The sequence below is a fragment of the Deinococcus sp. NW-56 genome (genome assembly GCF_002953415.1).
GTDB lineage: Bacteria > Deinococcota > Deinococci > Deinococcales > Deinococcaceae > Deinococcus.
The window spans coordinates 352,061-376,639 of sequence record NZ_CP026516.1 but is presented as its reverse complement, the minus strand read 5'-3'; the positions used below and the strand labels follow the sequence as shown (position 1 = coordinate 376,639).

The window sequence follows — 24,579 nt, the reverse complement described above, 5'->3', positions numbered from 1 at the left end:
GGGAAAGGGAGATCAGACGGATTCGGCGGCTTGTGCAGCGCGGGCAGCTTCCTTGAGGAAGTACCGCAGGCCCGCCCCCGCGCTGGCGTCCGTACTCCAGCGGGGAATGACATGCAGGTGAACGTGCGGAATGTGCTGCCCCCCGGCGGGGAGGACGTTCCAGCCCACCGTGTAGCCGTCTGGCCGGACGGTGGCGTCGAGGTGCGCCTTGACCTCGGCCAGCAGGGCGTGGGTGGCGGCGGCTTCCTCGGGCGTGAGGTCGAAGACGGTCTGGCAGGGGCGCTTGGTGACGATGATGCCGGAATGGGGCAGCCCCTCGGCGTACTGCGGCTGAAGCTGGCTGTAGACGCATAGCTCGTTCTGAACCGTCCAGCCTTCCCCGGTCAGGCGGCCTGCGGCGTTGGGAAGGAGGGGGTTTTCCTCCGGCTGGGCGAGGTGCTGCTGCCACTCCGCCTCGCGCTTGCTCAACAGGGTGCCGTCCAGAGTCACCGTGACCTTCACGGGAGGGCCGCCTTCGCCGCCGCGACTGCCTCGCGCACCCGGTCCGGCGCGGTGCCGCCGAAGCTCTGGCGGGATTTCACGCTCTCCTCGACCGTCAGCGAGCGGGCCACGTCCGCGCTGAGGAGGGGATGGGCCGCCCGCAATTCCCCATCCTCCAGCTGCCACAGCTGGCGGCCCGAGCGCGAGGCCAGCCAGACGAGGCCGCCGACGACCTCATGCGCCTCGCGGAAGGGCACGCCCTCCCGGGCCAGGAAATCCGCGAGGTCGGTGGCGGTGGAAAAGCCCCGTGCCGCCGCCGCCTTCGTCACATCCGCGTGCCAGACGGACTTCGGCAGCATGTCGGCGTAGAGCCGCAGCACGATGGAGAGGGTGTCGTAGGAGTCGAACACGCCCTCCTTGTCCTCCTGAAGGTCCTTGTTGTAGGCCAGCGGCGTGCCCTTCACGACCGTCAGCAGGCCCATCAGGTTCCCGAACAGCCGCCCCGCCTTGCCCCGCGCGAGTTCGGCCACATCGGGGTTTTTCTTCTGGGGCATGATGGAGCTGCCCGTGGTATGCGAGTCCGGCAGCGTCAGGAAGCCGAACTCGAAGGTGGAATAGAGGATCAACTCTTCGCTGAGGCGCGAGAGGTGCGCCCCCAGAATTGCCGCCGCCGACAGGAACTCCAGCGCGAAATCCCGGCTGCCCACCCCATCCAGGGAGTTGGCGGTGGGCCGGGCGAACCCCAGCGCCCCCGCCGTGGCGTGGCGGTCGATGGGCCAGGGCGTCCCGGCGAGAGCGGAAGACCCCAGCGGCGACTCGTCCATCCGCTCGGCGGCGTCGCGGAAGCGGCCCTCATCGCGCTCCAGCATGGCGGCGTAGGCCATAAACCAGTGCGAAAGAAGGATGGGCTGTGCGACCTGAAGGTGCGTGTAGCCGGGCAGGATGACGGCCTCTCCCCCGCTTGAGGTGAGGTGCCGCTCGGCCTCCGCCACCATCACGGCCCGCAGCGCCCGCGTTTTGTCCGCAAGGTCAAGCGCCGCCTCCTTGGTAAACAGACGGAAGTCGACCGCCACCTGATCGTTGCGGCTGCGGGCCGTATGCAGCTTCCCCGCCACCGGGCCGATGCGGTCACGCAGGGCGGCCTCGACGTTCATGTGAACGTCCTCTCGGTCGAGGCGCCACTCGAAGGCCCCAGCGCGGATGTCATTCAGGATGCCCTGCAAGCCGTCCTGAATCTGCGCGACTTCTTCCGCCGTCAGGATGCCCACCTGCCCCAGCATCGCCACATGGGCGAGCGAGCCGCGAATGTCCTGTTCGGCGAGGCGCTGGTCGAAAGGCACGGAGGCGTTGAACAGCTCGACGAGGCCGTCGGTGGCTTCGGCGAAGCGGCCGCCCCAGAGTTTGGATTCCTGTTGAGATTGAGTCATGAATCGTCCTTGCGGGCGGGAGAGATTAGGGGAGGGTCAGGACGCGGAAGATTGCCCAGAGCAGATACACCACCGTCAACACAGCCCCGACGATAAAGACACCGCGCCACAGGGACGGGGACGGCCATTTCAGCAGGAAGCCGAGCAACCCCAGCAGGGTCAGGACGGGCAGGCCGATCAGCAGGGTGAGACTGATCACCGGACCTCCTTCACCAGCACCAGCGGCGGCGGACTCGCCGGGTTCGCGTGCGCGTACACGGCCTCCTCATCCACCCGGTAGCCCAGGCGCTCATAGAAGGGGACGACTTCGAGGTTGTACTGGCTGACGGCCAGCAACACGCGGGCGTAGCCGTCCCGCGCCGCGACCTCCTCCACCGCCCGCACCAGCGCGGCGCCGAGGCCCTGCCCCCGCACGTCCGGGAGGGTCGCCAGCTTGTTGAGGGTCAAGGTTTCCGTTCCATCGGGGCGCCAGCCCACGCAGCCCACCGCCCGTTCCCCCTCCCAGGCGAGGAAGCCCCCGCCCTGGCCCAGGCTCCAGGCCACGTCCTCCGGCCGGGTGCGGCTCCAACTGGAGCGCGGGTCCATCCCGGCGGCCATCATCACCGCGTGGAAAGCGGCAGCGTCGGTGGGGGTCGCGGGGCGGATCATGCGGGCGGCTCCAGGATCAGGCGCAGCTCGGGGTGGGTGGACTCCACGAAGCCCAGCCGCTCGTAGATCCGGCGGCCCATCGGCGCGGCATTGAGGGTGATCTGCCGCAGCGCCCGCTCCCGGACCTCCTCCAGCATGGCCTCCATCAGCGACTCGGCCAGTCCCCGGCGACGGTGGGCAGGGTCCACGGAGACGTTGAGGATATGGCCTTTCCGGGTCGCGGGGTCGTCCAGGGTGGGCATCTTGGGAAAGACCATCAGCCCCGCGCCGCCCACCACCGTCCCCTCCCACTCGGCCAGCACGCCCACGTACTCGCCGGACGCGAGCGCCCCGCGCAGCCAGTCGGTCCAGAGGGGCACCTCCTGCGCAGCAGCTTCTGGGGTCAGGGTCCCCATGTCCACGAACATCTGCGCCCGCTGCCGGGCGACGGCAGGGGCGTCGGCGGGGGTGGCGCGGCGTAGCGTGTGTGTCATCTCCTCCCCCACTTTCGCAGCACCTCTTCGCCCGCAGTACGCGGCACGTTCTCTTCCAGAAAAGCCGTAACATCCTTCAAACGCGTTGGATACTGGTTCCCCGTCGTGTGACCATGACGGAAGCCTGCTGCCGCCAGTCGCCGTGCGATTTCCCAGCCTTCTGTGTCAGTTTGAGCCGGGGCGCGAAAATTCTTGCCCATAGGGGTCATGATCTGGCCGCACTGGGGGCAGGGGTAAGCTCCAGGCACATCAAAGGAGCCGTACACCGCCACGGTCTTGCCTGACATCAAACGCTGCCCGCCCACCATCACAGGTTTCTGAAACTGCTTGCGACACTCAAAGCAGACGTGGTGGCTGGAACGTCCCTGCCACTTCACCAGAGCCGAAACACGTTGAGGCTTAACGGCGGGCGTCATCTCAGACCCGCTCGACTTCCTTCTGCCCGGCCTTCGCCTCGACCCGCGCCTGCACCCGCATCCGCAGGGCATTGAGCTTGATAAAGGCCCCCGCGTCGTGCTGGTTGTAGTCGCCGCCCGCCTCAAAGGACACGAGGTCCTTGTCGTACAGGCTCCGAGGAGCCTTGCGGCCCACCACGGTGCAGTTGCCCTTGTACAGCTTCAGGCGGGCGGTGCCCGTCACGCTCCGGGCCACGTGGTCGATGTAGACCTGGAGGGCCTCGCGCTCGGGGGCGAACCAGAAGCCGTTGTAGACGAGTTCGGCGTACTTGGGACTCAGGGCGTCGCGCTGGTGCAGCACCTCGCGGTCGAGGGTCAGGCTCTCCACCGCGCGGCGGGCGTGGTAGAGCAGGGTGCCGCCGGGCGTCTCGTACACGCCGCGCGACTTCATGCCCACGAAGCGGTTTTCCACGAGGTCAATGCGGCCCACCCCATGCTTTCCACCGAGTTCGTTGGCCTTCTGCAGCAGGGCGGCGGGGCTGAGGCGCTCGCCGCCAATCGCCACCGCGTCCCCATTCTCGAACTCGACCTCCACGTATTCGGGCTGGTCAGGCGCGTCTTCCGGGCTGACGGTGAGCTTGAACATGTGCGCGGGCGGCTCGTTCCAGGGGTCTTCCAGAATCCCGCCCTCGAAGGAGATGTGCAGCAGGTTGGCGTCCATGCTCCAGGGGTCCTTCTGGGTGGTGGGCACCGGGATGCCGTGCTCGCGGGCGAAGGCTTCGAGGTCGGCGCGGCCCTGGAAGTCCCAGTCGCGCCAGGGAGCCACCGTCACGATGTCGGGCTTGAGCGCGTAGGCCGTCATCTCGAAGCGCACCTGATCGTTGCCCTTGCCCGTCGCCCCGTGCGAGACGGCGACCGCGCCCTCCTGCCCGGCGATCTCGACCATCTTCTTGGCGATCAGGGGCCGGGCAATCGAGGTGCCCAGCAGGTAGTAACCCTCATACAGCGCCGAGGAGCGGAACATCGGGAACACGTAGTCGCGCACGAACTCCTCGCGCAGGTCGAGGGCGTAGGCGGCCACGGCGCCCGTGTTCAGCGCCTTGACCCGTGCTTCTTCGACCTCGTCCCCCTGCCCGAGGTCGGCAGTAAAAGCCACCACGTCGTAGCCGCGCTCGGTTTGCAGCCACTTCAGGATGATGGAGGTATCCAGCCCGCCCGAGTAGGCGAGGACAATCTTGGGTCGGTCGGCTTGGGTCATGGGTTGATTCTCTCCTGTGCGGGGCAAGGCCACACGAAACCCCGGCGCGTGAGCCCCCGGCCTGTCCAGAAAGGAAGGCCGGGCGGTCAGCGTCGGAGGGTCAGGGTGGACATACGGTGTATGGATATACGCAAGGAGCGTATAGCTATTCAGGAGGGTAGCAGCCACGGCGGCAGCACGCAAGGGCCGCCACGAAAAGCCCCGGCCGCAGGGGCCGGGGCTGGGAGCTAGGCGAGACTCAGCGCAGGCGGTAGTCCAGGCCCAGGCGCACGCCCGCGCCGAAGCCGAAGCCCGACCCGGCGGTCGTCACGCCGATGGTGGGGCCGACATTCCCTTCCACGAACACGCTGATGGGTTGGGCGACGGTGTAGCGCAGGCCGCCCAGGACATGCGGGTACGCCGAGACGCCGACGACGGACCCGACCGCTGCGCCTGCCCCCAGGCCGAAGCCGTAATAGGGCGTCAGGCCACCGAAGTTCTGCCCGCTGATGTTCTGGAGGTACGCCACCTCGCCGCCCACGCGGAAGGCCCCCGCGAACAGCCCAGTCGTGCTGAGGTTCAGGCCATAGCGCACCGCCGAGTTGGCAGTCAGGTCGCTCTGGTAGTGCAGGCCCGTCGTGGTGCCGATATGCCCGCCGATGGAATCGGCAGCGGCCGTCGAGACGGCGCCCAGCGCCAGGAGTCCAAGCATCGTCTTCTTCATACCGCCAGCTTAGGAGTCCGGCCCCGCGCGGCACACCCCGCAAAATCTTTAGGAAGGCGCCGGGGCTATCCTCTCCCCTGTGCCTCCTTTCCTGCGCGGCCTGAGCCTGGGCCTCTCGCTGATCGTCGCCATCGGGCCACAAAATGCCTTCGTGCTGCGGCAGGGACTGATCCGGCGCCACGCGCTGCTCGCTGCGCTGGCCTGCTCGCTGTGCGACACCCTGCTGATCAGCTTCGGCGTGCTGGGCGTGGGCGCCCTGCTGGCGCGGAACTTGGCCCTGACGCTGATCGGGACGCTGGCAGGCGCGGCCTTCCTGCTGTGGTACGGGGGGCGGTCCTTCCAGGCGGCGCGGTCGCCCGGCTCGCTGGAGACGAGCGGGACAGGCGAGAGAACTCCGCGTGCCGTGATCGCCACCGCCGCCGCCTTCAGCTTGCTCAACCCGCACGCGCTGCTCGACACGGTGGTACTTATCGGCGGAGCAAGCGCGGGGTTGGACGACCGGGCACGGGTGGCGTTTCTGGGAGGCACGGTGACGGCCTCGTGGCTGTGGTTCTTCGCCTTGGCCTTGCTCGCGGGCCGCCTCGCCCCTTTGATGCGCTCGGCGCGGGCGTGGCGGGTGCTCGACGTGCTGATCGGGGTGGTGATGTGGGCGATTGCGGCGGGGTTGGTCGCCAGCCTGCTTCATCAATAGAGCTGCATAACCTTGCAGTTACGTTCACCTCTTATCCGTGCCATACTCAGGACTCGGAATGCCCAAGCGTACCGACCTCCAGACGATCCTTATCCTCGGCAGCGGCCCCATTCAGATCGGGCAGGCGGCCGAGTTCGACTATTCGGGCACGCAGGCCCTCAAGGCGCTGAAAAAGGAGGGGTACCGCGTCGTGCTGGTCAACAGCAACCCGGCGACGATCATGACCGACCCCGACCTCGCGGACGCCACATACCTCGAGCCGCTGACCCCGGAGTTCGTGCGCAAGGTGATCGAGAAAGAGCGCCCCGACGCCCTGCTCCCCACCCTGGGCGGGCAGACGGCCCTGAACCTGGCGATGGAACTGAACGCCAACGGCACCCTCGCCGAGTTCGGTGTGGAACTCATCGGCGCGAACGCCGAGGCCATCCACAAGGGCGAGGACCGCGAGGCGTTTCAGGCCGCCATGAAGAAGATCGGCGTGGAGACGGCGCGCGGGAAGATGGTGCATTCGATGGAAGAGGCCGTGGAGTACCAGAAGGAGATCGGCCTTCCCATCGTCATCCGGCCCTCCTTCACGCTGGGCGGCACGGGCGGCGGCATCGCGCACACCTACGAGGACTTCCTGAAGATCACCGAGGGCGGCCTGCGCGACTCGCCGGTGCATTCGGTCCTGCTCGAGGAGTCCATCCTGGGCTGGAAGGAGTACGAGCTGGAGGTCATGCGCGACCACGCCGACACGGTGGTCATCATCACCTCCATCGAGAACTTCGACCCGATGGGCGTGCACACCGGGGACTCCATCACGGTGGCCCCGGCGCAGACCCTCAGCGACGTGGAGTACCAGCGGCTGCGGGACCAGTCGCTCGCCATCATCCGCGAGATCGGGGTAGACACGGGCGGCTCCAACATCCAGTTTGCAGTGAATCCCGACAACGGGCGCGTCATCGTGATCGAGATGAACCCGCGCGTCAGCCGCTCCTCGGCGCTGGCGAGCAAGGCGACCGGCTTTCCCATCGCCAAGATCGCCGCCCTGCTCGCGGTGGGCTACCACCTCGACGAGCTGCCGAACGACATCACCCGCTCCACGCCCGCCTCGTTCGAGCCCAGCATCGACTACGTGGTCACCAAGATTCCGCGCTTCGCCTTCGAGAAGTTCCCCGGCACCCCCGACGCGCTGGGCACCCAGATGCGGAGCGTGGGCGAAGTGATGGCGATCGGTCGCACCTTTAAGGAGAGCGTGCAGAAGGCGCTGCGGAGCATCGAAGCGGACGTGCGCGGCACGTTTGCGATCATGTCCGACGACGAGTTGCGCGGCCTGCTGTACGGCAACCCAAGGCGTATTGAGGCCGTCCTAGAACTGCTGCGGCGGGGCGAGGGTGTGTCAGCCCTCCACGACGCGACGAAGATTGACCGCTGGTTCCTGGGGCAATTGCAGGAGATCGTGGACGCCGAGAAGGAAATCCTCGACCTCGGCCCTCTCCAGAACTGGAAGTACGAAATCTGGCGCGAGGTCAAGCGGCTGGGCTTTTCCGACGCGCGGCTGGGCGAACTCGTGGGGCTGAGCGAACTGGAGGTGCGCGAACTCCGCAAGGCGGCCAAAGCCACCCCGGTCTACAAGACGGTGGACACCTGCGCCGCCGAGTTCGAGGCGTACACGCCCTACCACTACTCGACCTACGAGTGGGAGGACGAGGTGACGCCGACCGACAAGCCGAAGGTGGTCATCCTGGGCAGCGGCCCCAACCGCATCGGGCAGGGGGTGGAGTTCGATTACGCGACCGTCCACGCCGTCTGGGCGCTTCAGGAGGCGGGCTATGAGACGATCATGGTCAACTCCAACCCGGAGACGGTCAGCACCGACTACGACACCGCCGACCGCCTGTACTTCGAGCCGCTGACCTTCGAGGACGTGATGAACATCGTCGAGCACGAGAAGCCCGTGGGCGTGATCGTGCAGCTCGGCGGACAGACGCCCCTCAAGCTGGCGCGGCGGCTGGCGGACGCGGGCGCCCCGATCATCGGCACCCCCCCGGCGACGATCCACGAGGCGGAGGACCGCGCCTCCTTCAACGCCCTGTGCGAGCGGCTGGGGCTGCCGCAGCCGAAGGGCAAGGTGGCCGAGACGCCCGCGCAGGCGCTCTCGCTGGCCGCCGAACTCGGCTTCCCGCTGATGGCCCGGCCCTCCTACGTGCTGGGGGGCCGCGCGATGCGGACGGTGCGGAGCATGGAGGAGCTGACGACCTACCTGGACGAGGTGTACGCCGCCGTCGAGGGGCAGCCGTCCATCCTGCTCGACCAGTTTCTGGAGGGCGCCCTGGAGCTCGACGTGGACACCCTCTGCGACGGGGAGCGGGCGGTCGTGGCGGGCGTCATGGAGCACGTCGAGGCCGCCGGGGTCCACTCGGGCGACTCCGCGTGCGTGCTGCCCCCGGTGAACCTCTCCCCCGAACTGATGGCGCGCGTGAAGGCCGACACGGAACGCCTCGCCCTGGAGCTGGGCGTGCGGGGCCTGATGAACGTGCAGTGGGCGGTGAAGGACGGCGTGGCGTACATTCTGGAGGCCAACCCGCGGGCCAGCCGCACCGTGCCCTTCGTCTCCAAGGCCGTGAACCACCCGCTCGCCAAGAGTGCCGCGCGGATCGCCGTGGGGCAGACGCTGGCGCAGATCGGCTTCACCGAGACGCCCACGCCCCCCATGTACTCGGTCAAGGAGGTCCACCTGCCCTTCCTGAAGTTTGGGGGGGTGCTGCCCGTCCTCGGCCCGGAGATGAAGAGCACGGGCGAGAGCATGGGCATCGACACGGACCCGTATCTCGCCTTCTACCGCGCGGAGCTGGGGGCCAAGAGCAACCTGCCCAGGGAGGGTACGGCGCTCCTCCTCGGGGACGGCCTGGACGGGGTGGCCGCCACGCTGGAGGGCGCGGGGCTGCGGGTCATCCGCGAGCAGGAAGGGGGCACACTGCCCGACCTCCTCATCGACGTGACCGCCTCGCCGCTCCTCCGCACCGCCCTGGAACGCGGCAAGCCCATCGTCAGCACCCGCGAAGGCGCTGAGTGGACGGCCAGGGCGATAGGGGCGGCGAAGGGGCGGGAGTTGGGGGTGCGGAGCTTGCAGGAGTGGCAACAGGGAAAGCCGGTTGGCGCCTGACCCGGCAGCCAGAGAGAAGGGGCGGACACCGCTTGGGTGTCCGCCCCTCTCCCCGTTCGGGTTTAGCTGCCAGCGGGCGCCGTGCTCGCCGTGCCGATGCGCGACCACACGATGACCGTGAAGCCGCCGCGCTCATAGACGCGCAGTTCGTAGGTCTGGCCGCCCTGCGTGAAGATGCGGCTTTCGCCCTCGGGCAGACCGGTCAGGCCGGTGGGGGTGCCCCCGCTGGCCGCCGTGTCCGTGGTGGCGGTCTCGGTGGTTTCCGTCGTGGCCGTCTCAGTCGTCGCCGTTTCGGTGGTGGTCGTGGTTTCGGTCGTCGTGGTGGTGGCCGTCTCGGTGGTGGTCGTGGCGGCTTCGCCCTCGGCCGCAGCGCCTTCGGCAGCCGCAGCGCCGTCCGCCGCCGTGAACCCGGCGGTGGTGAAGGCCTGCACGATCTGGTCGATGGACCCCGTCACGGAGCCGCGGTAGATGGCGCCGCCGCCCAGCACGGTCGAGAAGGTCTTGACCAGCGTGGCGTCCTGAAGGCCAGGAATGGTGACCGTGGCGTCGCCGATCGTCAGGGCAGCTTCCTGCGACACGACGGGAGCGGGCGCTTCCTCGGTGGCGGGGGGCGTTGCGGGCGGGGTCTGGGTCTGGGCCAGGGCAGTGCCCAGGCTCAGCAGCAGCGTGGCGGTCAGCAAGCTCAGACGTCCAAGGTTCTTCATAGGTATACCCCCAATGGTGCGGTCCTGCGGTGAACGAAGGGCCGAAACAAAACCTGCTCTACAGTTGGTTCCCGCGTAGCCTAGCACTCCCGATGAGAAAAAACGCAAGTTCCTCGCCGGGCAGCTTAGGGCGAAATTGATCCTTTCATTCCCCTCGCAGGCGTTCATCACCCTCAAGGCCGATTGGGAGGCCCCACACCCGGCGCTCGCCCCGGCTGCCTACCCTGGCCCCATGACCGACGACCGGAAGGGCAACGAGGCCGAGCGGATGCAGGACGCCTACGCTCAGCGCCAGGAGCACGAGCGTGAGACGGGCAAGACCAGCGCGGGCGGTGCGGGCAGCACGGGCACATCGGGCAGCGCCGAGACGGGGGCCGACTCCTCCGGGGCTGCGGACGGCGGAGCACGGTCGGGCGCCACCGAGAGCTGAACAGGACAGCGACGGAGGGCCGCGTGGAAATCGTTTATGCGGCCCTCTCCCCTGTTCACCTTACTTCTGGAACAGGCTCAGGTACTCGCCGTAGCCCTGTGCTTCCAGCTCGGCCACGGGCACGAAACGCAGCGCCGCCGAGTTGATGCAGTAGCGCAGGCCGCCCTCCTCCTGCGGGCCGTCCGGAAAGACGTGGCCGAGGTGCGAGTCGGCCGCCTGCGAGCGGACCTCGGTGCGGGCGTAGCCGATCTTGTAGTCGGTGTTCTCGGCCAGGGACGTGCCCGGCAGCGGGCGGGTGAAGGAAGGCCAGCCGCAGCCCGCGTCGTACTTGTCGAGGCTGGAAAAGAGCGGCTCGCCCGACACCACGTCCACGTAGAGGCCGGGTTCCTCGTGGTCCCAGTACTCGCCGGTAAAGGCCCGCTCGGTGCCCTCCTGCTGGGTCACCCGGTACTGCATGGGCGTGAGCCGCTGACGCAATTCCTCGTCGCTGGGCTTGACGAAGGGGGGCCGGGCCGGGTCGGTGGTCATGGGCTGAGTGTAGGGAGAGCCGCCCCGCAGGAATAGGAGCCTTCTTCCGACCCAGACGCCAAACGTGCCCCACCCCATTGCTTTGTTTTTTAAAGCAGGGCAGAATGGAGCCATGACAGCTTTCACTCCCTCCTCTCCGGACAAGCTGCGGGTGGACATCTGGTCGGACATCGCCTGCCCGTGGTGCTACGTCGGCAAGCGGCGCTTCGAGGCGGCCCTCGCGAACTTCCCCCAGCGCGATCAGGTCGAGGTCGTGTGGCACTCCTTTGAACTGGACCCTGCGGTGGCCGCGCGGCCCGGTCAGTCCATGCGTGCGATTCTGGCGGGCAAGTACGGCCGCAGCGAGGCGCAGGCCCAGCAGATGCTCGACGCCATGACTCAGACGGCGGCGGAGGAGGGGCTGGACTACCACTTCGGGGACCTCCAGCCCACCAACACCTTTCAGGCCCATCAGGTGATTCACCTAGCCGCCGAGAGGGGTCAGGGAGACGCCATGAAGGAGCGCCTGCTGCGGGCCTACTTCACCGAGGGCGAGTTCCTGGGCGACCCGGAGGTGCTGGTGCGTCTGGCGGCAGAAGTGGGTCTGGACGCGGATGAGGTGCGGGCGGCCCTGGCCTCCGGCGAGCACGCCTCCGCCGTACGCCAGGACGAGGCGCAGGCCCGTGCCCTGGGGATTAACGGCGTGCCCTTCTTCGTGCTGGGGGGCAAGTACGGCGTGAGCGGCGCCCAGTCCCCCGACGTGCTGCGTTCGGCGCTGGAGCAGGTGTGGGCCGAAACCCACCCCGCGCCCCTCACCCTGCTGGCGCAGGACGCCCCCGCCGAGGGCTGCGAGGGCGACGCCTGCGCGGTGCCCGGAACGGCGAACCAGACCTGACGCGAAGTTAAACGGGCTGCCTTTTCCCACCGAGGAGGGCGGCCCGTTCCGTTGACGTTTACCTTCAGCGCACCAGCCACTGCATCAGCATCTGGCTGCCGAAAAAGACGGCGGCGAACAGCAGCGCCCCGGCTGGCTCGCGCACGCCGAAGATCGCCACGCCCCCCAGCAGCGCGACCAGGACCCGCAGGGCCAGTCGCCCGCGTTCGTCGCCCCGCAGGGTCAGGCGCAGGACCAGCACCAGCGCCGCGAGGCCCGCCCCCAGCACCGCCAGGTCGAGGGGGTCCCGCCGCAGCACCCAGGTGAACCCCAGTAGGGCCGCGGCGAGCAGCAGGAACACGACTGGAGCGGCCCTCACCTCAATGGCTCCAGACCTCGCAGCGGTGTTCCTGGCGGAAGTCGAGGCGTTCGCCGATCACGCCAGGGGCGAGGCTCAACACGTTGCCCCGGGCGGGGTCAAGGCGGGTCCACCCCGGCACGCCTACACCGTTGGGATTCCCCGTGCGGGCGAAGTTGCCCCAGTAGGCGCGGATGGTGCGGGCGAGGTCGGCCTGTGCGGGGGTGAACTGCGCGGGGCTGGCGAGGCCGGGCAGCGGGGTGCCGAACACGCTGATGATCTCGGCGGCGTGGTAGGCCCCGTAGCGCGGCACTGTGGCGGTGGCGGGCAGGTTGATGGGGGCCGTGCGGTCGCGGAACTCGTAGGCGTACACGGGCGTCACGCGGGCCAGGTCACGCGACAGGTCGTTCACCGGGCAGGCGAACAGGCCGTCTCCGGCGATGGCGGCGGCGGCCAGCCCCACCGTCTCGTAGTCGCGGGTGGCGTAGTTGGCGAGCACGCGCGGCGCGTTCCAGCGTTCCAGCAGCGCGACGAGGACGACGTACTGCCAGCGCGGCAGGTCCCGCTGCGCCCCCAGCGGCGCCACGAAGAGGGTCCCCTCGTCCTGATTGCTCCCCACGATCAGGGGAACGCGGTGAACCTCGCCCCGGCGGAAGGCCTCGGCGGGACCCACGGGTACGGTGCCGTCGCCGTAGACGGGGGGCAGGGCGACGGTGCCGGGCGCCCGCGTGCCGGGAACCTGGGTCGTCAGCAGCCGCTCGGCGGGCACCCGGCGCAGGCAGGCGGCGTCCCCCTCCGGGCAGCCCAGGGCGCGGGCGTAGGCGGCCCCGGTCTTCAGCGCCTGGGTCACGGGCACGGTGTTGATCTCGGGGGTGCAGGGGCCGCTCTGGAGGATGGCCTTGTCAAAGAGGCCCGCCGCGCCCGGCGAGGCGAGCTGGGCGCACACACTCATGCCGCCCGCCGACTCCCCGAAGAGAGTCACGTTGCGCGGGTCGCCCCCGAACGAGGCCGCGTTTGCCCGCACCCAGCGCAGGGCCGCCTGCTGGTCGAGCAGGCCGTAATTGCCCACCGTGCGCCCCTCCAGCAGCTCCGGCGCGGCGAGAAAGCCCAGCGCCCCCAGGCGGTAGTTCACCGTGACCACGACCACGCCCTGCTCTCGGGCCAGCACCCGCGCGTCGTAGTCGCTGCCCGCGCCCGAGCGGAAGGAGCCGCCGTGCACCCAGACCATCACCGGGGCATTCCGGGCGTTCGCCGGGGCCGTCACGTTGAGGTACATGCAGTCCTCCGACCCGCGCACCCCACCCCCGCCACCGTCCGCCCGGGCGGGTTGCAGGCAGGCGTTGCCGGGGCGCGAGGCGTCGCGCTCGCCCACCCACAGGGCGGGAGGCTGCGGCGCCCTCCAGCGGCGGTCCCCCACGGGGGGCGCGGCGAACGGAATGCCCTGCCACACGCGCACGCCGTCCCCCTCGCGGCCCACGAGCACCCCCTCGGTGACCCGCGCCTGCACAGGCTGACCGGTGACGGCGGGGGTGGCGGGCAGCGCGGGGGTGGGCGGAACCGGGGGGTGGCCTGGGCGGAGGCCGCCGTCAGGAGGGCGGCGGCCAGCAGCGCCAGGGACCGGGGGGAGCGTCGCAACGTCATGCCCCCAGCCTAGAGAACCGGGCCAGGGGCAAACTAGGGGCGAAACTTCAGGCCGGATTGGGGGTCAGACCGGGCGAGGCGGCGGGCGCTTCACCGTCATCCTCCGGGAAGGCCGGGGTCGAGAGCGACCCGCCCTGCAGGATGGTGACGAGTTCTTCCCCGCTCAGCGACTCGCGCACGATCAGTTCGTCGGTCAGGCGGTGCAGCACATGCAGGTGCTCGCGCAGCAGCCCCACGGCCCGCTCGTACTGGCCGTTCAGGATACGGGCCACCTCCGCGTCGATGCGCTCGGCGGTGTGGTCGCTGTAGACGCCCTGTTGCGGGCCGTAGCCCAGGAAGCCGCCGCTCTCCTGCGCCAGCGCGAGCTGCCCGACTTCCGACATGCCCCATTCGGTGACCATGCGGCGGGCGAGGCCGGTGGCCTGCTGAAAGTCACTCGCCGCACCCGTGGTGACCTCCCCGGTGGCGACCTCCTCGGCGGCGTGCCCGGCGAGCGCCACGCAGAGGCGGTCGAGCAGCGCGGCGCGGGTGTGGTGCATCCGGTCCTCCGGCGTGTAGAGCGCCGACCCCAGCGACCGCCCACGCGGGACGATGGTCAGCTTGTGGGCCTTGTCCGCGTGGGGCAGGAGCTGAGCGGCAAGGGCATGACCGACCTCGTGGTAGGCGGTGACCCGACGGTCGGCTTCCCGCACCACCAGGCTTCTTCGTTCCGGTCCCATCAGCACCCGGTCCCTGGCCTCCTCCACGTCCCGCATCACGATCTTCGACCGGCCCGCCCGTGCCGCCCCTAGTGCCGCTTCGTTCAGCAAGTTCTCCAGATCTGCGCCCACCATCCCCGCCGTCCTTCTGGCAATCACGCCGAGATCCACACTGGGGTCCAGCGGCTTCTTGCGGGCATGGATGCGCAGAATCATCTCCCGCCCCCGCACGTCGGGGGCGTCCACGACCACCTGACGGTCAAACCGTCCTGGACGCAGCAGCGCCGCGTCCAGCACATCCGGGCGGTTGGTGGCGGCGAGGATGATGACCTCCTGCCCCGAGGCGAAGCCGTCCATCTCCACGAGCAGTTGATTCAACGTCTGTTCCCGCTCGTCGTTGCCGCCCTGGAGGTTGACCCCACGCTTGCGACCCACGGCATCGATCTCATCGATGAAGACGATGCAGGGGGCGGACTTGCGGGCCTGTTCGAAGAGGTCACGGACGCGGGCGGCGCCGACGCCAACGAACATCTCGACGAAGTCGGAGCCGGAGATGGAGAAGTAGGGGACGCGGGCTTCGCCCGCGACCGCCTTGGCGAGCAGGGTCTTGCCGGAGCCGGGAGGACCGACCAGCAACACCCCGTGGGGGATGCGGGCACCGAGCTGGTGGTAGCGCTCGGGGTGGCGCAGGAAGTCGACGACTTCCTGCAGGTCACTCTTGGCCTCGTCACAGCCCGCGACATCGGCGAAGGTGAGCTTGATCTGCCCCTCACTGATCACCGCTGCCTTCGACTTCCCGAAGTTCCCCGCCGCGTTGTCCCCGCCTCCGGGTCGGCGGAAAAGCAGGACGAGCAGCGCCACGATCAGCAGACCCGTCAGCAGGCCGCTCACCAGCGTGATCACGCTCAGGCGGGGCGGCGCGGCATAGGTGACTTCCACGCCCGCCGCCTCCAGCCGGGGCAGCGCGATCAGGGGATCGGCGGCCAGGGTGCGGGTCTGGAACGACTCCCCATCGTCCAGCCGACCCGTCAGCAGGGCGGTGTTGTTCTGAATCTGCACGGTGAGCGTCTGGACCTCGCCGGCCCGCAGCGCCGCCGCAAGGTCGTCCAGCCCGAGTTCGTCCGGGCGGCTGCGGGGACTCAGCACGATAATCAGGAGCAGCAGCGCCCCCACCGCCGCCGCCAGTGCCCAGCCCCAGGCGCCGCGTTTCACCCGCGTGCCCCCTGCCCCCGGCCCCATGTCATGCCCCAGTGTAGGCCGATGGGGTCGGGAAACTCTGGAAGAGAACTAGCGATGTGCGGCGGACCATCCCGTCCCCGAGGTTGAGCGCCATGCACTCAAGTCTATTGACAGCTCCAAACTGTAGCCTTATGCTGTTCGCAGTTCAGAACTGCTGTCCACTGGGCAGCAGAATCTTACGTCTGCACCCCTCACTTCTCTTTCCCAAGGAGTCACCATGCCCAAAGCTGTCGGAATCGACCTCGGTACCACCAACTCTGTGATCGCCGTGATGGAAGGCGGGCGCCCCGAAGTCATCGTGAACGCCGAAGGCGCCCGCACCACCCCCTCGGTCGTGGCGTACAAGGGCGACGAGCGCCTCGTCGGGCAGATCGCCCGCCGTCAGGCCGCGCTGAACCCCCAGGCCACCCTGTTCGAGGTCAAGCGCTTTATCGGCCGCCGCTGGGACGAGATCCGCGAGGAAGCGGGCCGCGCTCCCTTCGTGGTCAAGGAAGGCCCCGGCGGGTCGGTGCGTATCGAGGTGAACGGCCAGGACCTCGCCCCCGAGCAGGTCAGCGCGGAAGTCCTGCGCAAGCTTGTCAACGACGCGTCCGCCAAGCTGGGCGAGAAGATCCGCGACGTGGTCATCACCGTGCCCGCGTACTTCGACAACTCGCAGCGTGAAGCGACCAAGCAGGCGGGCGAGATCGCGGGCCTGAACGTGCTGCGCGTGATCAACGAGCCGACCGCCGCCGCGCTCGCCTACGGGCTGGAGCGCAAGGGCAACGAGACGGTGCTCGTGTTCGACCTCGGGGGCGGCACCTTCGACGTGACCATCCTCGAACTCGGCGACGGCGTCTTCGAGGTGAAATCCACCTCCGGCGACACGCACCTCGGCGGCGCGGACTTCGACCAGCGCCTCGTGGGCTGGCTGGCGGGCGAGTTCCAGAAAGAGCACAACTTCGACCTGCGCAAGGACCCCCAGGCCCTCCAGCGCCTGATCGAGGCCGCCGAAAAGGCCAAGATTGAGCTGAGCAACGCCTCCGAGACCACCATCAGCCTCCCCTTCATCACCTTCGACCCCGAGACGCGCACCCCGCTGCACCTGGAGCGCAGCCTGACGCGGGCCAAGTTCGAGGAGCTGACTGCCGACCTGCTGCGCCGCGTGCGGCACCCGGTCGAGCAGGCCCTCGCGGACGCCAAGCTGAACGCCTCGCAGATCGACGAAGTGATTCTGGTCGGTGGTTCGACGCGTATCCCCGCTGTCAAGCGCATCGTGCAGGACATCATCGGCAAGACGCCCAACGAGTCGGTCAACCCCGACGAGGCCGTGGCGCTGGGCGCGGCGGTGCAGGCGGGCATCATCCAGGGCGACTCCAGCCTCGGTGACATCGTGCTGGTGGACGTGACCCCGCTGACCCTAGGCGTGGAGGTCAAGGGCGGCATGATCGCCCCGATGATCACCCGCAACACCACGGTCCCGGCCAAGAAGACCGAGATCTACACCACCGCCGAGAACAACCAGCCCGGCGTGGAGATCAACGTGCTGCAGGGCGAGCGCCCGATGGCCGCCGACAACAAGAGCCTCGGCCGCTTCAAGCTCGAAGGCATTCCGCCCATGCCCGCTGGCCGCCCGCAGATCGAGGTGACCTTCGACATCGACGCGAACGGCATCTTGCACGTGACCGCCAAGGAGAAGACCAGCGGCAAGGAAGCGTCCATCCGTATCGAGAACACCACCACCCTCGACAAGGGCGACGTGGAGCGCATGGTGCGCGAGGCCGAGCAGAACGCCGAGGCCGACCGCCAGCGCCGCGAGAAGGTCGAGAAGCGCAACAACCTCGACTCGCTGCGGGTGCAGGCCCTGACGCAACTCGACGAGAACGCCGGGGCCGCCCAGGATGCCAAGGACCGCCTGAAGGCCGCCGCCGACGAGGCCGAGGACGCCGTGCGCTCGGACGACGACAGCCGCATCGAGAGCGCCCAGAAGCGGCTCGAAGATGAACTCCGCACCTTTATGACCGCCGCGCAGTCGGGCGGACAGGGTCAGGACGGCGCCGCCCAGGGCCAGGCCCAGAAGCAGGACGACGACGTGATCGACGCGGACTTCAAGCCCGCCGACTGAGCCCAGCGTCCACTCCGCGCAAGACCACACACCCAGGGGAGAGGACGGCTAATTGGCCCCTCTCCCCTATCTTCACACCATGTTTCGCAGACGGGGGACCCCCATGACCCAGGACGACCAGAACACAGAGAACCAGAAGAAGACCGTGGACGCCGACACCGGCACCGAAATCGACACGGACCTCCCGACCGCCGAGACGGACAACCTCAAAGAGGACCTTGACGCGGCGGGCTTCCCCGGCATGGACGAGGGGATGTTCGCCCAGGTGCAGGAGATGATGGGCAAGCTCGAACGGGCCGACGAGCTGGAGAAGGAAAACGCCGAGCTGAAGAATCGGCTGGGGCGCCTCGCCGCCGACTTCGAGAGCTACCGCCGCCGCACCCAGGAGGACGTGGACGCCGCCCAGGGGCAGGGGGTGGCGAAGGCCGCCGAGGCCCTGATGCCCGTCTACGACGACCTCGACCGGGCGCTGAGCATGGGCACGGGCGACCCCGCCAAGCTGATTCCCGGCATGCAGGCCGTGCAGAACAAGGTGCTGCTGGTCTTCAGCGGGCTGGGCCTGGAAGTCACCGGGCGCGAGGGCGAGGTCTTCGACCCCCGCTGGCACGAGGCGATTCAAGTCGTGCCCGCCGACGAGGACGACGTGATCGTGCAGGTCTACCAGCTCGGGTTCCGCATGGGCGACCGCTCGGTGCGGCCCGCGCGGGTGGTGGTGGGCAAGAAGCAGTGAGCACCCCGTGGTCAGCCGCCAGCCCGTGACAACTCCGTTCCCGCTGGCGGCTGGCCGCTGAACGCTGGAGGCTCCCTATGGCATACAAGGATTACTACAACGTCCTCGGCGTCACGCGCGGCGCCTCAGACGCGGACATCAAAAGCGCGTACCGCAAGCTCGCCAAGCAGTACCACCCCGACAAGAACCAGGGGGACGAGAAGGCCGCCGACCGCTTCAAGGAGATCGGGGAAGCCTACGCGGTCCTCTCTGATCCGGAAAAGCGCAAGCTCTACGACCAGTTCGGCCACACCGGGCAGGTGCCGCCGGGCTACGGCGACGCCGGAAACTTCCAGGGCGGCGACTTCGCGGGCTTCGACCCCTCGCAGTTCAGCGACTTCTTCCAGGGCCTCTTCGGCATGGGAGGACGGCGGGGCGGCGGCTTTCAGGGGGGCGCGGGAGGCTTTCCGGGCGGCGGACAGGTCAACCTCGACGACCTGCTCGGCGGCATCGGCGGCACCCAGGGGCGGAGATTCGTGCAGAACGTGGAGGGCGAGTTGCAGGTCACCCTGCAGGAAGCCTTCGCTGGGTCCGACGAGGTCATCAACGTGGACGGCAAACGCCTCGCCCTGCGGGTGCCCGCCGGAACGCGCGATGGCTCCCGGCTGCGGCTGGCCGGTCAGGCGCCGGGAGGCGGCGACGTGCTGCTCACCATCCGGGTGCTGGAAGACGCCCGCTTCGACCTGGAGGGCGACGACCTGATCACCACGGTGGACGTCCCCACGCCCGTCGCGGCGCTGGGGGGGGCGGTGACCGTGCCCACCCTGGGCGGCAACGTGACCCTTACCGTCCCGTCCGGCAGCAGCGGAGGCCGCCGCATGCGCCTGCGCGGGCAGGGCTGGCCGAGGCGGGACGGGACGCGGGGCGACCTCTACGCCCGGCTGAACCTGACCGTGCCCCGCGACCTCACCGACGAGGAACGGGAGCTGTACCGCAAGCTGCGCGACCTGCGGTCGTGAACCGTCCAGCGAACAGGGCCGCCCGGTGAAGAGGCGGCCCTTTTCCGTTGGCTGTTCGCTGTTACTGGGGATCGACGCTGGGCTGGCTGACCCCTTGCAGGGCGGTCTCGTCGGCACTCCCGCCCGCACGGACGGCGAGGTCCCCCAGGCTGACCATCCCCACGATCTTGCCCCCGTCCGTGACGGGCAGGCGGCGAAGCTGGCGGTCGGCCATCTCGCGGGCGGCCTCCTGAACGTCAGCATCGGCTTCCATCGTGAAGACGCTGCCGGTAGTGTAGTCGGTCACGGCGGTGCCGTAATCATGGCCGTAGGCGACGGCCCGAATCACGATGTCGCGGTCGGTGATGATGCCGCTGGGGCGGTCCCCGTCCATCACCAGCACGGCCCCGATGTCCTGTTCGAGCATCAGGGTGGCGACTTCCTTGAGGGTGGCCTGGGGGTCCACGGTCACGGGGTTGGGGGTCATGATCTCTCGAAGGGTCGGCATGGGGGGACCTTACGCCGTGAAAGGGCAGGGTCCGGTGGGAGGGAGCTAAAGGCGCTAAGAGAAGAACACAAGAAGACAGGGGAGAAGGCGCGTGGCCCTCTCCCCTGTCCCCGACTCCCGGCTCAGCGCATCAGCCAGTCGAAGCTCGTCTTCATCAGCAGGGCGCGGCTCTGGGGGGTCAGGCCCTCCAGCCCAAAGCCCATGTTGACGGTGCGGTAGGCGCCCGCATCGTTGGCAACGATGGCCCCGGCGTTCTCACCCGCGTTCTGGGCCGACACGCGCGGCGCGGGGGTCTGGGCCTGGGCCTGCGGTTGGGCCGGGGTTCCGAAGATGCTCCCCAGAATGCCGCCGATGATGTTCGTGGCGAGGCGCTCGACCAGACCACGCGGGTCCTGCACCTTCTGCCCGGCGCGGGCCGTGTTGGGGTCCACCCGGATGCTCTGGGCGGTGATGGTGCCCGCCGTGGCGTTCGCGCTGCCCCAGGAGGCGACGACCTGCGAGCCGCTGAGGTCTGCGATCACGTCGGGGTAGTACTGGTTGCCCGCGCTGCCCGCCGCGTTGAGGGTAAAGGCGGTGTTGCCGAACGCGCCGCGCGTCACCAGCTTCGGGGTGCCCGAGCTGTCCGCCACGAAGCGGGTCTTGAGGGTCCCCGTGTAAAAGGCGCTGCCGCCGATGTCATAGCCGATGTCCTGCCCGGTCACGAGCAGGCGGCCCCCACCCGCGAGGTATTGGCGCAGGGTGTTCTGGTCCTGCGCGGTGAGGGTGTTCTGGTACTGCTCGCCCGTCGCCCAGATTACGACGTCCACCCGCTGCATCTCGGAGAGGGGCACCGCGCCCTGGGTCTGGGTGTTCCACACAAAGGCGCCGCCCGCAGCCGCGTTGGCCCGGATCGCGTCGCGCAGCGCGGCCGTCACGTCGGCACCCTGGCCCATGTCGTCGTCGACCAGCAGCACGCGTGGCTTGGTGCCACTGGCGGGCGGCGTGGGCGTGGGAGCCGGAGTCGGCGCGGGGGCAGGCGCAGGAGCGGGCTGGGCCGCCACCGGCTTGATGAAGCAGCCCTTGCGCACGCCGGGAGCGGGGTCACTGCCCCACTCGGCCACCGTGCAGTTGAAGCCGTCGGTGCCGATACCTGTCAGGTAGCGCCCGGCGGTGCCGAAGGCCGCCTCGCGTTGGCCCTTGAAGTCGCAGAAGCTGCCTTCCACGGCGCACAGCTCGAAGCCCGCCGGACCCGTGGGGTTGGCCGGAGCGGGAGTCGGGGCCGGGGTGGGCGCAGGTGCGGGCGTGGGCGCCGGAGTCGGAGCGGGCGTGGGGGCGGGTGCAGGAGTCGGCGCCGGGGTGGGTGCAGGGGTCGGGGCTGGAGTGGGCGTCGGCGCTGGGGCGGGAGCCGGAGTGGGCTGGCCCGCCGTCACGCCGAGCTTGCCCAGCGATCCGGGCACGCTGATCAACCCGTAGCCGACGTTGTTGTTCTTGCTCCCCGCGTTGCTGGCGGAGGTATACAGCGCATTCTTGATCGCGTCCACACCCGTGCCCGGCTTGGCCGAGAGCATCAGGGCGACCGCGCCCGCCGCGATGGGGCTGGCCTGAGAGCTGCCGCTCAAGGCCCCGTACTGGCCGTTCGGGAAAGAACTCGTGATCGCCACGCCGGGAGCGGCGATGTCGGGCTTCACGAAGACGCCGTTGATCTGCCCCTGCCACGCGACCGGACCCCGGCTGCTGAAGGACGCGACCTGCCCGTTCTGGTCCACCGCGCCCACCCCGATGGCGTCGGGGAGGTTGCCGGGGCTGCCCGTGCTGGCCGAGGTCGGGCCGAAGTTCCCGATCGCGAACACCGGGGCCACGCCCGCCTTGAGCATGTTCTGCACCGGCACGATGAACTCGTCGTAGGTGCCGGGAATCCCCAGGCTCATGTTCACGACCTGGGCGCCGTCGTTGGTGTCGGCATTGTTGTCGGGGTCGAGGACGTACTGCATCCCCGCGATGACCTGCGCGAAGGTGCCCTCGTTGTTGGGGAGCACCAGCGCACTGATCAGCCGGGCCTCAGGTGCCACGCCCACCGTCTTGCCCGCAATCAATCCGGCGGTGTGGGTGCCGTGGTTGGTGGTATCGCGCGGAGTGTTGCCGATGCGGTCGCCCTCCGCGTTGAACTCGGCGAAGGCGGCGATGCGGCCCGCGTACTCGGGGTGGTTGGGGTCGATGCCGCTGTCCAGGTGCCCCACCCGGATGTTCTGGCCCCGGAAGCCCGAAGCCCACGCCTGGGGCGCCCCGATGCTCTGGAGGTGCCACGGGGTGCCGGTGGGTGCCGAGGACTGGCTGAGGGCCACCGCACGGGGAATCTGCACCTTGAAGTTCTCGAAGACGGCGTCCACGAAGGGCAGCGCCGCGAGCGCCCGCGCCTGCACCGGGGTCAGCGGCAGGAAGATGCTCTGGTCGAGCCAGAGCTGGGTGACCCGGCCCGAGTTCACGGCCTGGTTGATAAACCCGGCGGCGGCGCCAAGCTGCGCGAGCCGCGCCTGCAGCTGCTGACGCGAACTCTTGAACAGTGCCCGGCCCCGGTCGGTGTTGCTGAACTTGAAGCGGACGATCACGCCCGTGGGCGTCTGGTCGCCGCGCTGCGCCCGCTGAAGCAGCGTGGGCGAGAGCGTTCCCGCCTCGGCGAGGCTGGCGCTGCCCAGCGTCAGGGCCGCGCCGAGCAGCAAGGTGGCCTTGGTCTTGGTCATACCCGGCAGCCTAGCGGCCCCCCCAGGACGTCCCCTGAAGCGCAGGTGAGGACGTCTTGAGGCGGAGTCAGGGTCGGGTCAGTCGCCCGGGGGAGGGAGTCTGCCTGCGGGTCCTCCGCTCAACGGACGTACTGCACGATGACCCGGCCGTCGCTGATGGCGCCGCGCATCATGCTGAAGCGGCGGACGCTCAGGACGGTCTGCCCCCCCCTCAGCGCCAGCAACTGCACGTTCAGGTTGACCCCGTTCTGGGTGTAGGGGTCGTTGCCGCGTAGATTCCATTCAAAGCCGCTCTGCACGTCGAGCGCCCGCTCCTGCGCGTTGCCCGCCACGAACGCCTGCGGTTTGCCGGAAAATCCCTCGGGCGCGCGCAGCTCGCCCGTCAGCAGGTCGATCTCCAGCCCGCGCAGCACCCCGTCAAGGCCCGCCACGTCCCCGAAGCGCAGTCGGTTGCCCTCGCGGGTCGCGGGGAGCTTGACCCGCTTGCCGACCGAGGCCAGCGACGGCTCGAACAGCAGGTAACTCTCGAACTCGGCGCGGCTGATGCCCAGCCGGGGATCGTAGTCGGGCTTCTCGCCGCGCGAGAACTTGCTCATGATTACCCGCAGCGCCTCGCGGTCGCCGCCCATCTCCACGACCCGGACCGGCAGGGTCACGATCAGTCGGCTGGCCTGCCAGTTCATGATCTGGGCGCTCTGCCCCGGCTGCGGCAGCAGGGCCACCAGCCGGGGCAGCCAGCCGCTGGGCAGCGCCACACCGACGGGCGCGGCCTGAACCTCGACGGGAGCCAGGGTCACGCTGCCCAGCAGCAGCATCATCAGGGAAAGGCGAAGGGCGCGCATGCCACGGCGGAGCATACGCGCCCAGGGTGAGAATTGCCCGCTACCCTGCGCGTCCGGGGCATCATCCCCGCGTCAGGAACCGGTCATGTCGGCGAGCAGCCGGTCAGGCCTTGCCCACGCTCCCCAGCACCCGCAGCTTGTGCTCCACGATCTGGCCCATCAGGTCGCGGGCGGGGCCGAAAATCTTGCGGGGGTCGAACTCCTTGGGGTGCTTCTGCAGCACCTCGCGAATGGCGACGGTGCTCGCGAGGCGCAGGTCGGTGTCCACGTTGACCTTGGCGATGCCGTGCCCCGTGGCCCGCTGGAGGTCCTCGTCGGCGATGCCCGCCGCGTCCCCGATCTCGCCGCCCGAGTCGCGGAAACGCTGGACGATCTCGGCCGGAACGCCGGAGGAGCCGTGCGCGACGAGCGGGATGGTCGTCAGCGAGGCGATCTTCTCGATGCGGGCGTGGTCGATGTAGGGACGGCCCTTGCCCTTGTACGCCCCGTGCGAGGTGCCGATGGCGATGGCGAGGTAATCGGTGCCCGTCTGCTCGATGAACTGCACGGCTTCCTCGGGGTCGGTGAGGAAGGCGTCCTTCTCGTCCACGACGATGTGCTCCTCGATGCCGCCCAGGCGCCCGAGTTCGGACTCGACCGAGATGCCCATCGCGTGCGCGGCCTCCACGACGCGGCGGGTCTCCCGGACGTTGTCCTCGAACCCGTGGTGCGAGGCGTCGATCATGACGGAGGTGAAGCCCATCTTGATCGCCCTGAGGGCCGACTCGTAGGACGAGCCGTGGTCAAGGTGCAGCGCGACGGGGACGGTCGCCCGCCCTGCGAGGTCGATGACGATGTTGGCGAGGTCCTGGCCGCCGTACTTGATGGCGCCTTCGGACATCTGGACCATCACGGGCGAGCGCAGCCGCTCGGCGGTGTGGATGATCGCCTGGGTAATCTCCATGTTGTTGGTGTTGAACGAGGGAACGCCGTAGCGCCCCGCGCGGGCGGGAACCAGAATGTCGCTACCGGTGACGAGCATGAGTCC

24 protein-coding genes are annotated in these 24,579 nt (G+C 69.1%); 7 read left to right on the top strand and 17 right to left on the bottom strand.

Annotated features, from left to right (window positions below):
• Nucleotides 1-12: 12 nt before the first annotated feature.
• The 8 genes from C3K08_RS01980 to C3K08_RS01955 form a co-directional block, all read right to left on the bottom strand.
• Nucleotides 13-501: an HIT family protein gene (locus C3K08_RS01980; RefSeq protein WP_104989815.1), complete on the bottom strand. Its 489-nt coding sequence runs from the start codon at nucleotides 499-501 to the stop codon at nucleotides 13-15.
• Nucleotides 498-1,907 carry an argininosuccinate lyase gene (gene argH / locus C3K08_RS01975; protein ID WP_104989814.1) on the bottom strand — a complete coding sequence of 470 codons (1,410 nt, stop codon included), beginning with the start codon at nucleotides 1,905-1,907 and terminating at the stop codon, nucleotides 498-500. Before argH ends, C3K08_RS01980 begins: the two co-directional genes overlap by 4 nt.
• A 25-nt stretch (nucleotides 1,908-1,932) precedes the next feature.
• Nucleotides 1,933-2,106, bottom strand: coding sequence for a hypothetical protein (locus C3K08_RS17785; protein WP_158679812.1), 174 nt, complete (start codon nucleotides 2,104-2,106; stop codon nucleotides 1,933-1,935).
• Nucleotides 2,103-2,555 (bottom strand): GNAT family N-acetyltransferase, encoded by a 453-nt coding sequence (locus C3K08_RS01970; protein ID WP_104989813.1) that lies wholly within the window; start codon nucleotides 2,553-2,555, stop codon nucleotides 2,103-2,105. The genes C3K08_RS17785 and C3K08_RS01970 overlap by 4 nt, the downstream gene beginning before the upstream one ends.
• Nucleotides 2,552-3,028 carry a GNAT family N-acetyltransferase gene (locus C3K08_RS01965; protein ID WP_104989812.1) on the bottom strand — a complete coding sequence of 159 codons (477 nt, stop codon included), beginning with the start codon at nucleotides 3,026-3,028 and terminating at the stop codon, nucleotides 2,552-2,554. Before C3K08_RS01965 ends, C3K08_RS01970 begins: the two co-directional genes overlap by 4 nt.
• Nucleotides 3,025-3,444, bottom strand: coding sequence for a hypothetical protein (locus tag C3K08_RS17780; RefSeq protein WP_158679811.1), 420 nt, complete (start codon nucleotides 3,442-3,444; stop codon nucleotides 3,025-3,027). Before C3K08_RS17780 ends, C3K08_RS01965 begins: the two co-directional genes overlap by 4 nt.
• Before the next feature lies 1 nt (nucleotide 3,445).
• The gene (locus C3K08_RS01960; RefSeq protein WP_104989811.1) at nucleotides 3,446-4,681 is read right to left on the bottom strand and encodes an argininosuccinate synthase; all 1,236 of its coding nucleotides are present in this window, start codon (nucleotides 4,679-4,681) and stop codon (nucleotides 3,446-3,448) included.
• 238 nt (nucleotides 4,682-4,919) lie between these two features.
• Complete coding sequence (locus C3K08_RS01955) at nucleotides 4,920-5,384, bottom strand: hypothetical protein (protein WP_104989810.1); 465 nt, start codon at nucleotides 5,382-5,384, stop codon at nucleotides 4,920-4,922.
• 79 nt (nucleotides 5,385-5,463) lie between these two features.
• Here C3K08_RS01955 and C3K08_RS01950 point away from each other — a divergent pair, with 79 nt between their 5' ends.
• Nucleotides 5,464-6,075, top strand: coding sequence for a LysE/ArgO family amino acid transporter (locus C3K08_RS01950; protein ID WP_104989809.1), 612 nt, complete (start codon nucleotides 5,464-5,466; stop codon nucleotides 6,073-6,075).
• Nucleotides 6,076-6,133: 58 nt separating this feature from the next.
• On the top strand, nucleotides 6,134-9,223 hold the full coding sequence (gene carB / locus C3K08_RS01945) for a carbamoyl-phosphate synthase large subunit (protein ID WP_104989808.1): 3,090 nt from the start codon (nucleotides 6,134-6,136) through the stop codon (nucleotides 9,221-9,223).
• A 62-nt stretch (nucleotides 9,224-9,285) separates the two neighbouring features.
• On the opposite strand, the gene C3K08_RS01940 is transcribed toward carB, so the two are convergent.
• Complete coding sequence (locus tag C3K08_RS01940; protein WP_104989807.1) at nucleotides 9,286-9,927, bottom strand: hypothetical protein; 642 nt, start codon at nucleotides 9,925-9,927, stop codon at nucleotides 9,286-9,288.
• Nucleotides 9,928-10,159: 232 nt separating this feature from the next.
• On the opposite strand from C3K08_RS01940, the gene C3K08_RS01935 reads away from it, so the two are divergent.
• Nucleotides 10,160-10,357: a hypothetical protein gene (locus C3K08_RS01935; RefSeq protein ID WP_104989806.1), complete on the top strand. Its 198-nt coding sequence runs from the start codon at nucleotides 10,160-10,162 to the stop codon at nucleotides 10,355-10,357.
• Between the two features lie 60 nt (nucleotides 10,358-10,417).
• On the opposite strand, the gene msrB is transcribed toward C3K08_RS01935, so the two are convergent.
• Complete coding sequence (gene msrB / locus C3K08_RS01930; protein ID WP_104989805.1) at nucleotides 10,418-10,885, bottom strand: peptide-methionine (R)-S-oxide reductase MsrB; 468 nt, start codon at nucleotides 10,883-10,885, stop codon at nucleotides 10,418-10,420.
• A gap of 112 nt (nucleotides 10,886-10,997) precedes the next feature.
• Between msrB and C3K08_RS01925 the strand changes: the two genes are divergently transcribed.
• Entirely contained in the window at nucleotides 10,998-11,759 is a 762-nt protein-coding gene (locus tag C3K08_RS01925; RefSeq protein WP_104989804.1) for a DsbA family oxidoreductase, read from the top strand.
• A gap of 64 nt (nucleotides 11,760-11,823) precedes the next feature.
• Here C3K08_RS01925 and C3K08_RS01920 read toward each other — a convergent pair whose 3' ends face one another.
• The 3 genes from C3K08_RS01920 to ftsH form a co-directional block, all read right to left on the bottom strand.
• Complete coding sequence (locus tag C3K08_RS01920; RefSeq protein ID WP_158679810.1) at nucleotides 11,824-12,117, bottom strand: hypothetical protein; 294 nt, start codon at nucleotides 12,115-12,117, stop codon at nucleotides 11,824-11,826.
• 1 nt (nucleotide 12,118) lies between these two features.
• Nucleotides 12,119-13,603: a carboxylesterase/lipase family protein gene (locus C3K08_RS01915; protein WP_234009123.1), complete on the bottom strand. Its 1,485-nt coding sequence runs from the start codon at nucleotides 13,601-13,603 to the stop codon at nucleotides 12,119-12,121.
• A 181-nt stretch (nucleotides 13,604-13,784) separates the two neighbouring features.
• Nucleotides 13,785-15,647 carry an ATP-dependent zinc metalloprotease FtsH gene (gene ftsH / locus C3K08_RS01910; protein ID WP_234009122.1) on the bottom strand — a complete coding sequence of 621 codons (1,863 nt, stop codon included), beginning with the start codon at nucleotides 15,645-15,647 and terminating at the stop codon, nucleotides 13,785-13,787.
• 244 nt (nucleotides 15,648-15,891) lie between these two features.
• On the opposite strand from ftsH, the gene dnaK reads away from it, so the two are divergent.
• The 3 genes from dnaK (at nucleotide 15,892) to C3K08_RS01895 (ending at nucleotide 19,506) form a co-directional block, all read left to right on the top strand.
• Nucleotides 15,892-17,778, top strand: a complete 1,887-nt coding sequence (gene dnaK / locus C3K08_RS01905) for a molecular chaperone DnaK (RefSeq protein WP_104989801.1) — start codon at nucleotides 15,892-15,894, stop codon at nucleotides 17,776-17,778.
• 103 nt (nucleotides 17,779-17,881) lie between these two features.
• The gene (locus C3K08_RS01900) at nucleotides 17,882-18,508 is read left to right on the top strand and encodes a nucleotide exchange factor GrpE (protein ID WP_104989800.1); all 627 of its coding nucleotides are present in this window, start codon (nucleotides 17,882-17,884) and stop codon (nucleotides 18,506-18,508) included.
• A gap of 77 nt (nucleotides 18,509-18,585) precedes the next feature.
• A complete protein-coding gene (locus C3K08_RS01895) occupies nucleotides 18,586-19,506 on the top strand; it encodes a DnaJ C-terminal domain-containing protein (RefSeq protein ID WP_104989799.1) in 921 nt (306 codons plus the stop codon).
• A gap of 61 nt (nucleotides 19,507-19,567) precedes the next feature.
• Here C3K08_RS01895 and C3K08_RS01890 read toward each other — a convergent pair whose 3' ends face one another.
• The 4 genes from C3K08_RS01890 to fba all read right to left on the bottom strand — a co-directional run bounded on the left by C3K08_RS01890 (nucleotide 19,568) and on the right by fba (nucleotide 24,573).
• On the bottom strand, nucleotides 19,568-19,993 hold the full coding sequence (locus tag C3K08_RS01890) for a CBS domain-containing protein (protein WP_104989798.1): 426 nt from the start codon (nucleotides 19,991-19,993) through the stop codon (nucleotides 19,568-19,570).
• Between the two features lie 122 nt (nucleotides 19,994-20,115).
• Nucleotides 20,116-22,710, bottom strand: a complete 2,595-nt coding sequence (locus C3K08_RS01885) for a S8 family serine peptidase (protein ID WP_104989797.1) — start codon at nucleotides 22,708-22,710, stop codon at nucleotides 20,116-20,118.
• A gap of 119 nt (nucleotides 22,711-22,829) precedes the next feature.
• Nucleotides 22,830-23,552: a hypothetical protein gene (locus tag C3K08_RS01880; protein ID WP_234009121.1), complete on the bottom strand. Its 723-nt coding sequence runs from the start codon at nucleotides 23,550-23,552 to the stop codon at nucleotides 22,830-22,832.
• Between the two features lie 103 nt (nucleotides 23,553-23,655).
• Nucleotides 23,656-24,573, bottom strand: a complete 918-nt coding sequence (fba, locus tag C3K08_RS01875) for a class II fructose-1,6-bisphosphate aldolase (protein ID WP_104989795.1) — start codon at nucleotides 24,571-24,573, stop codon at nucleotides 23,656-23,658.
• Nucleotides 24,574-24,579 lie beyond the last annotated feature (6 nt).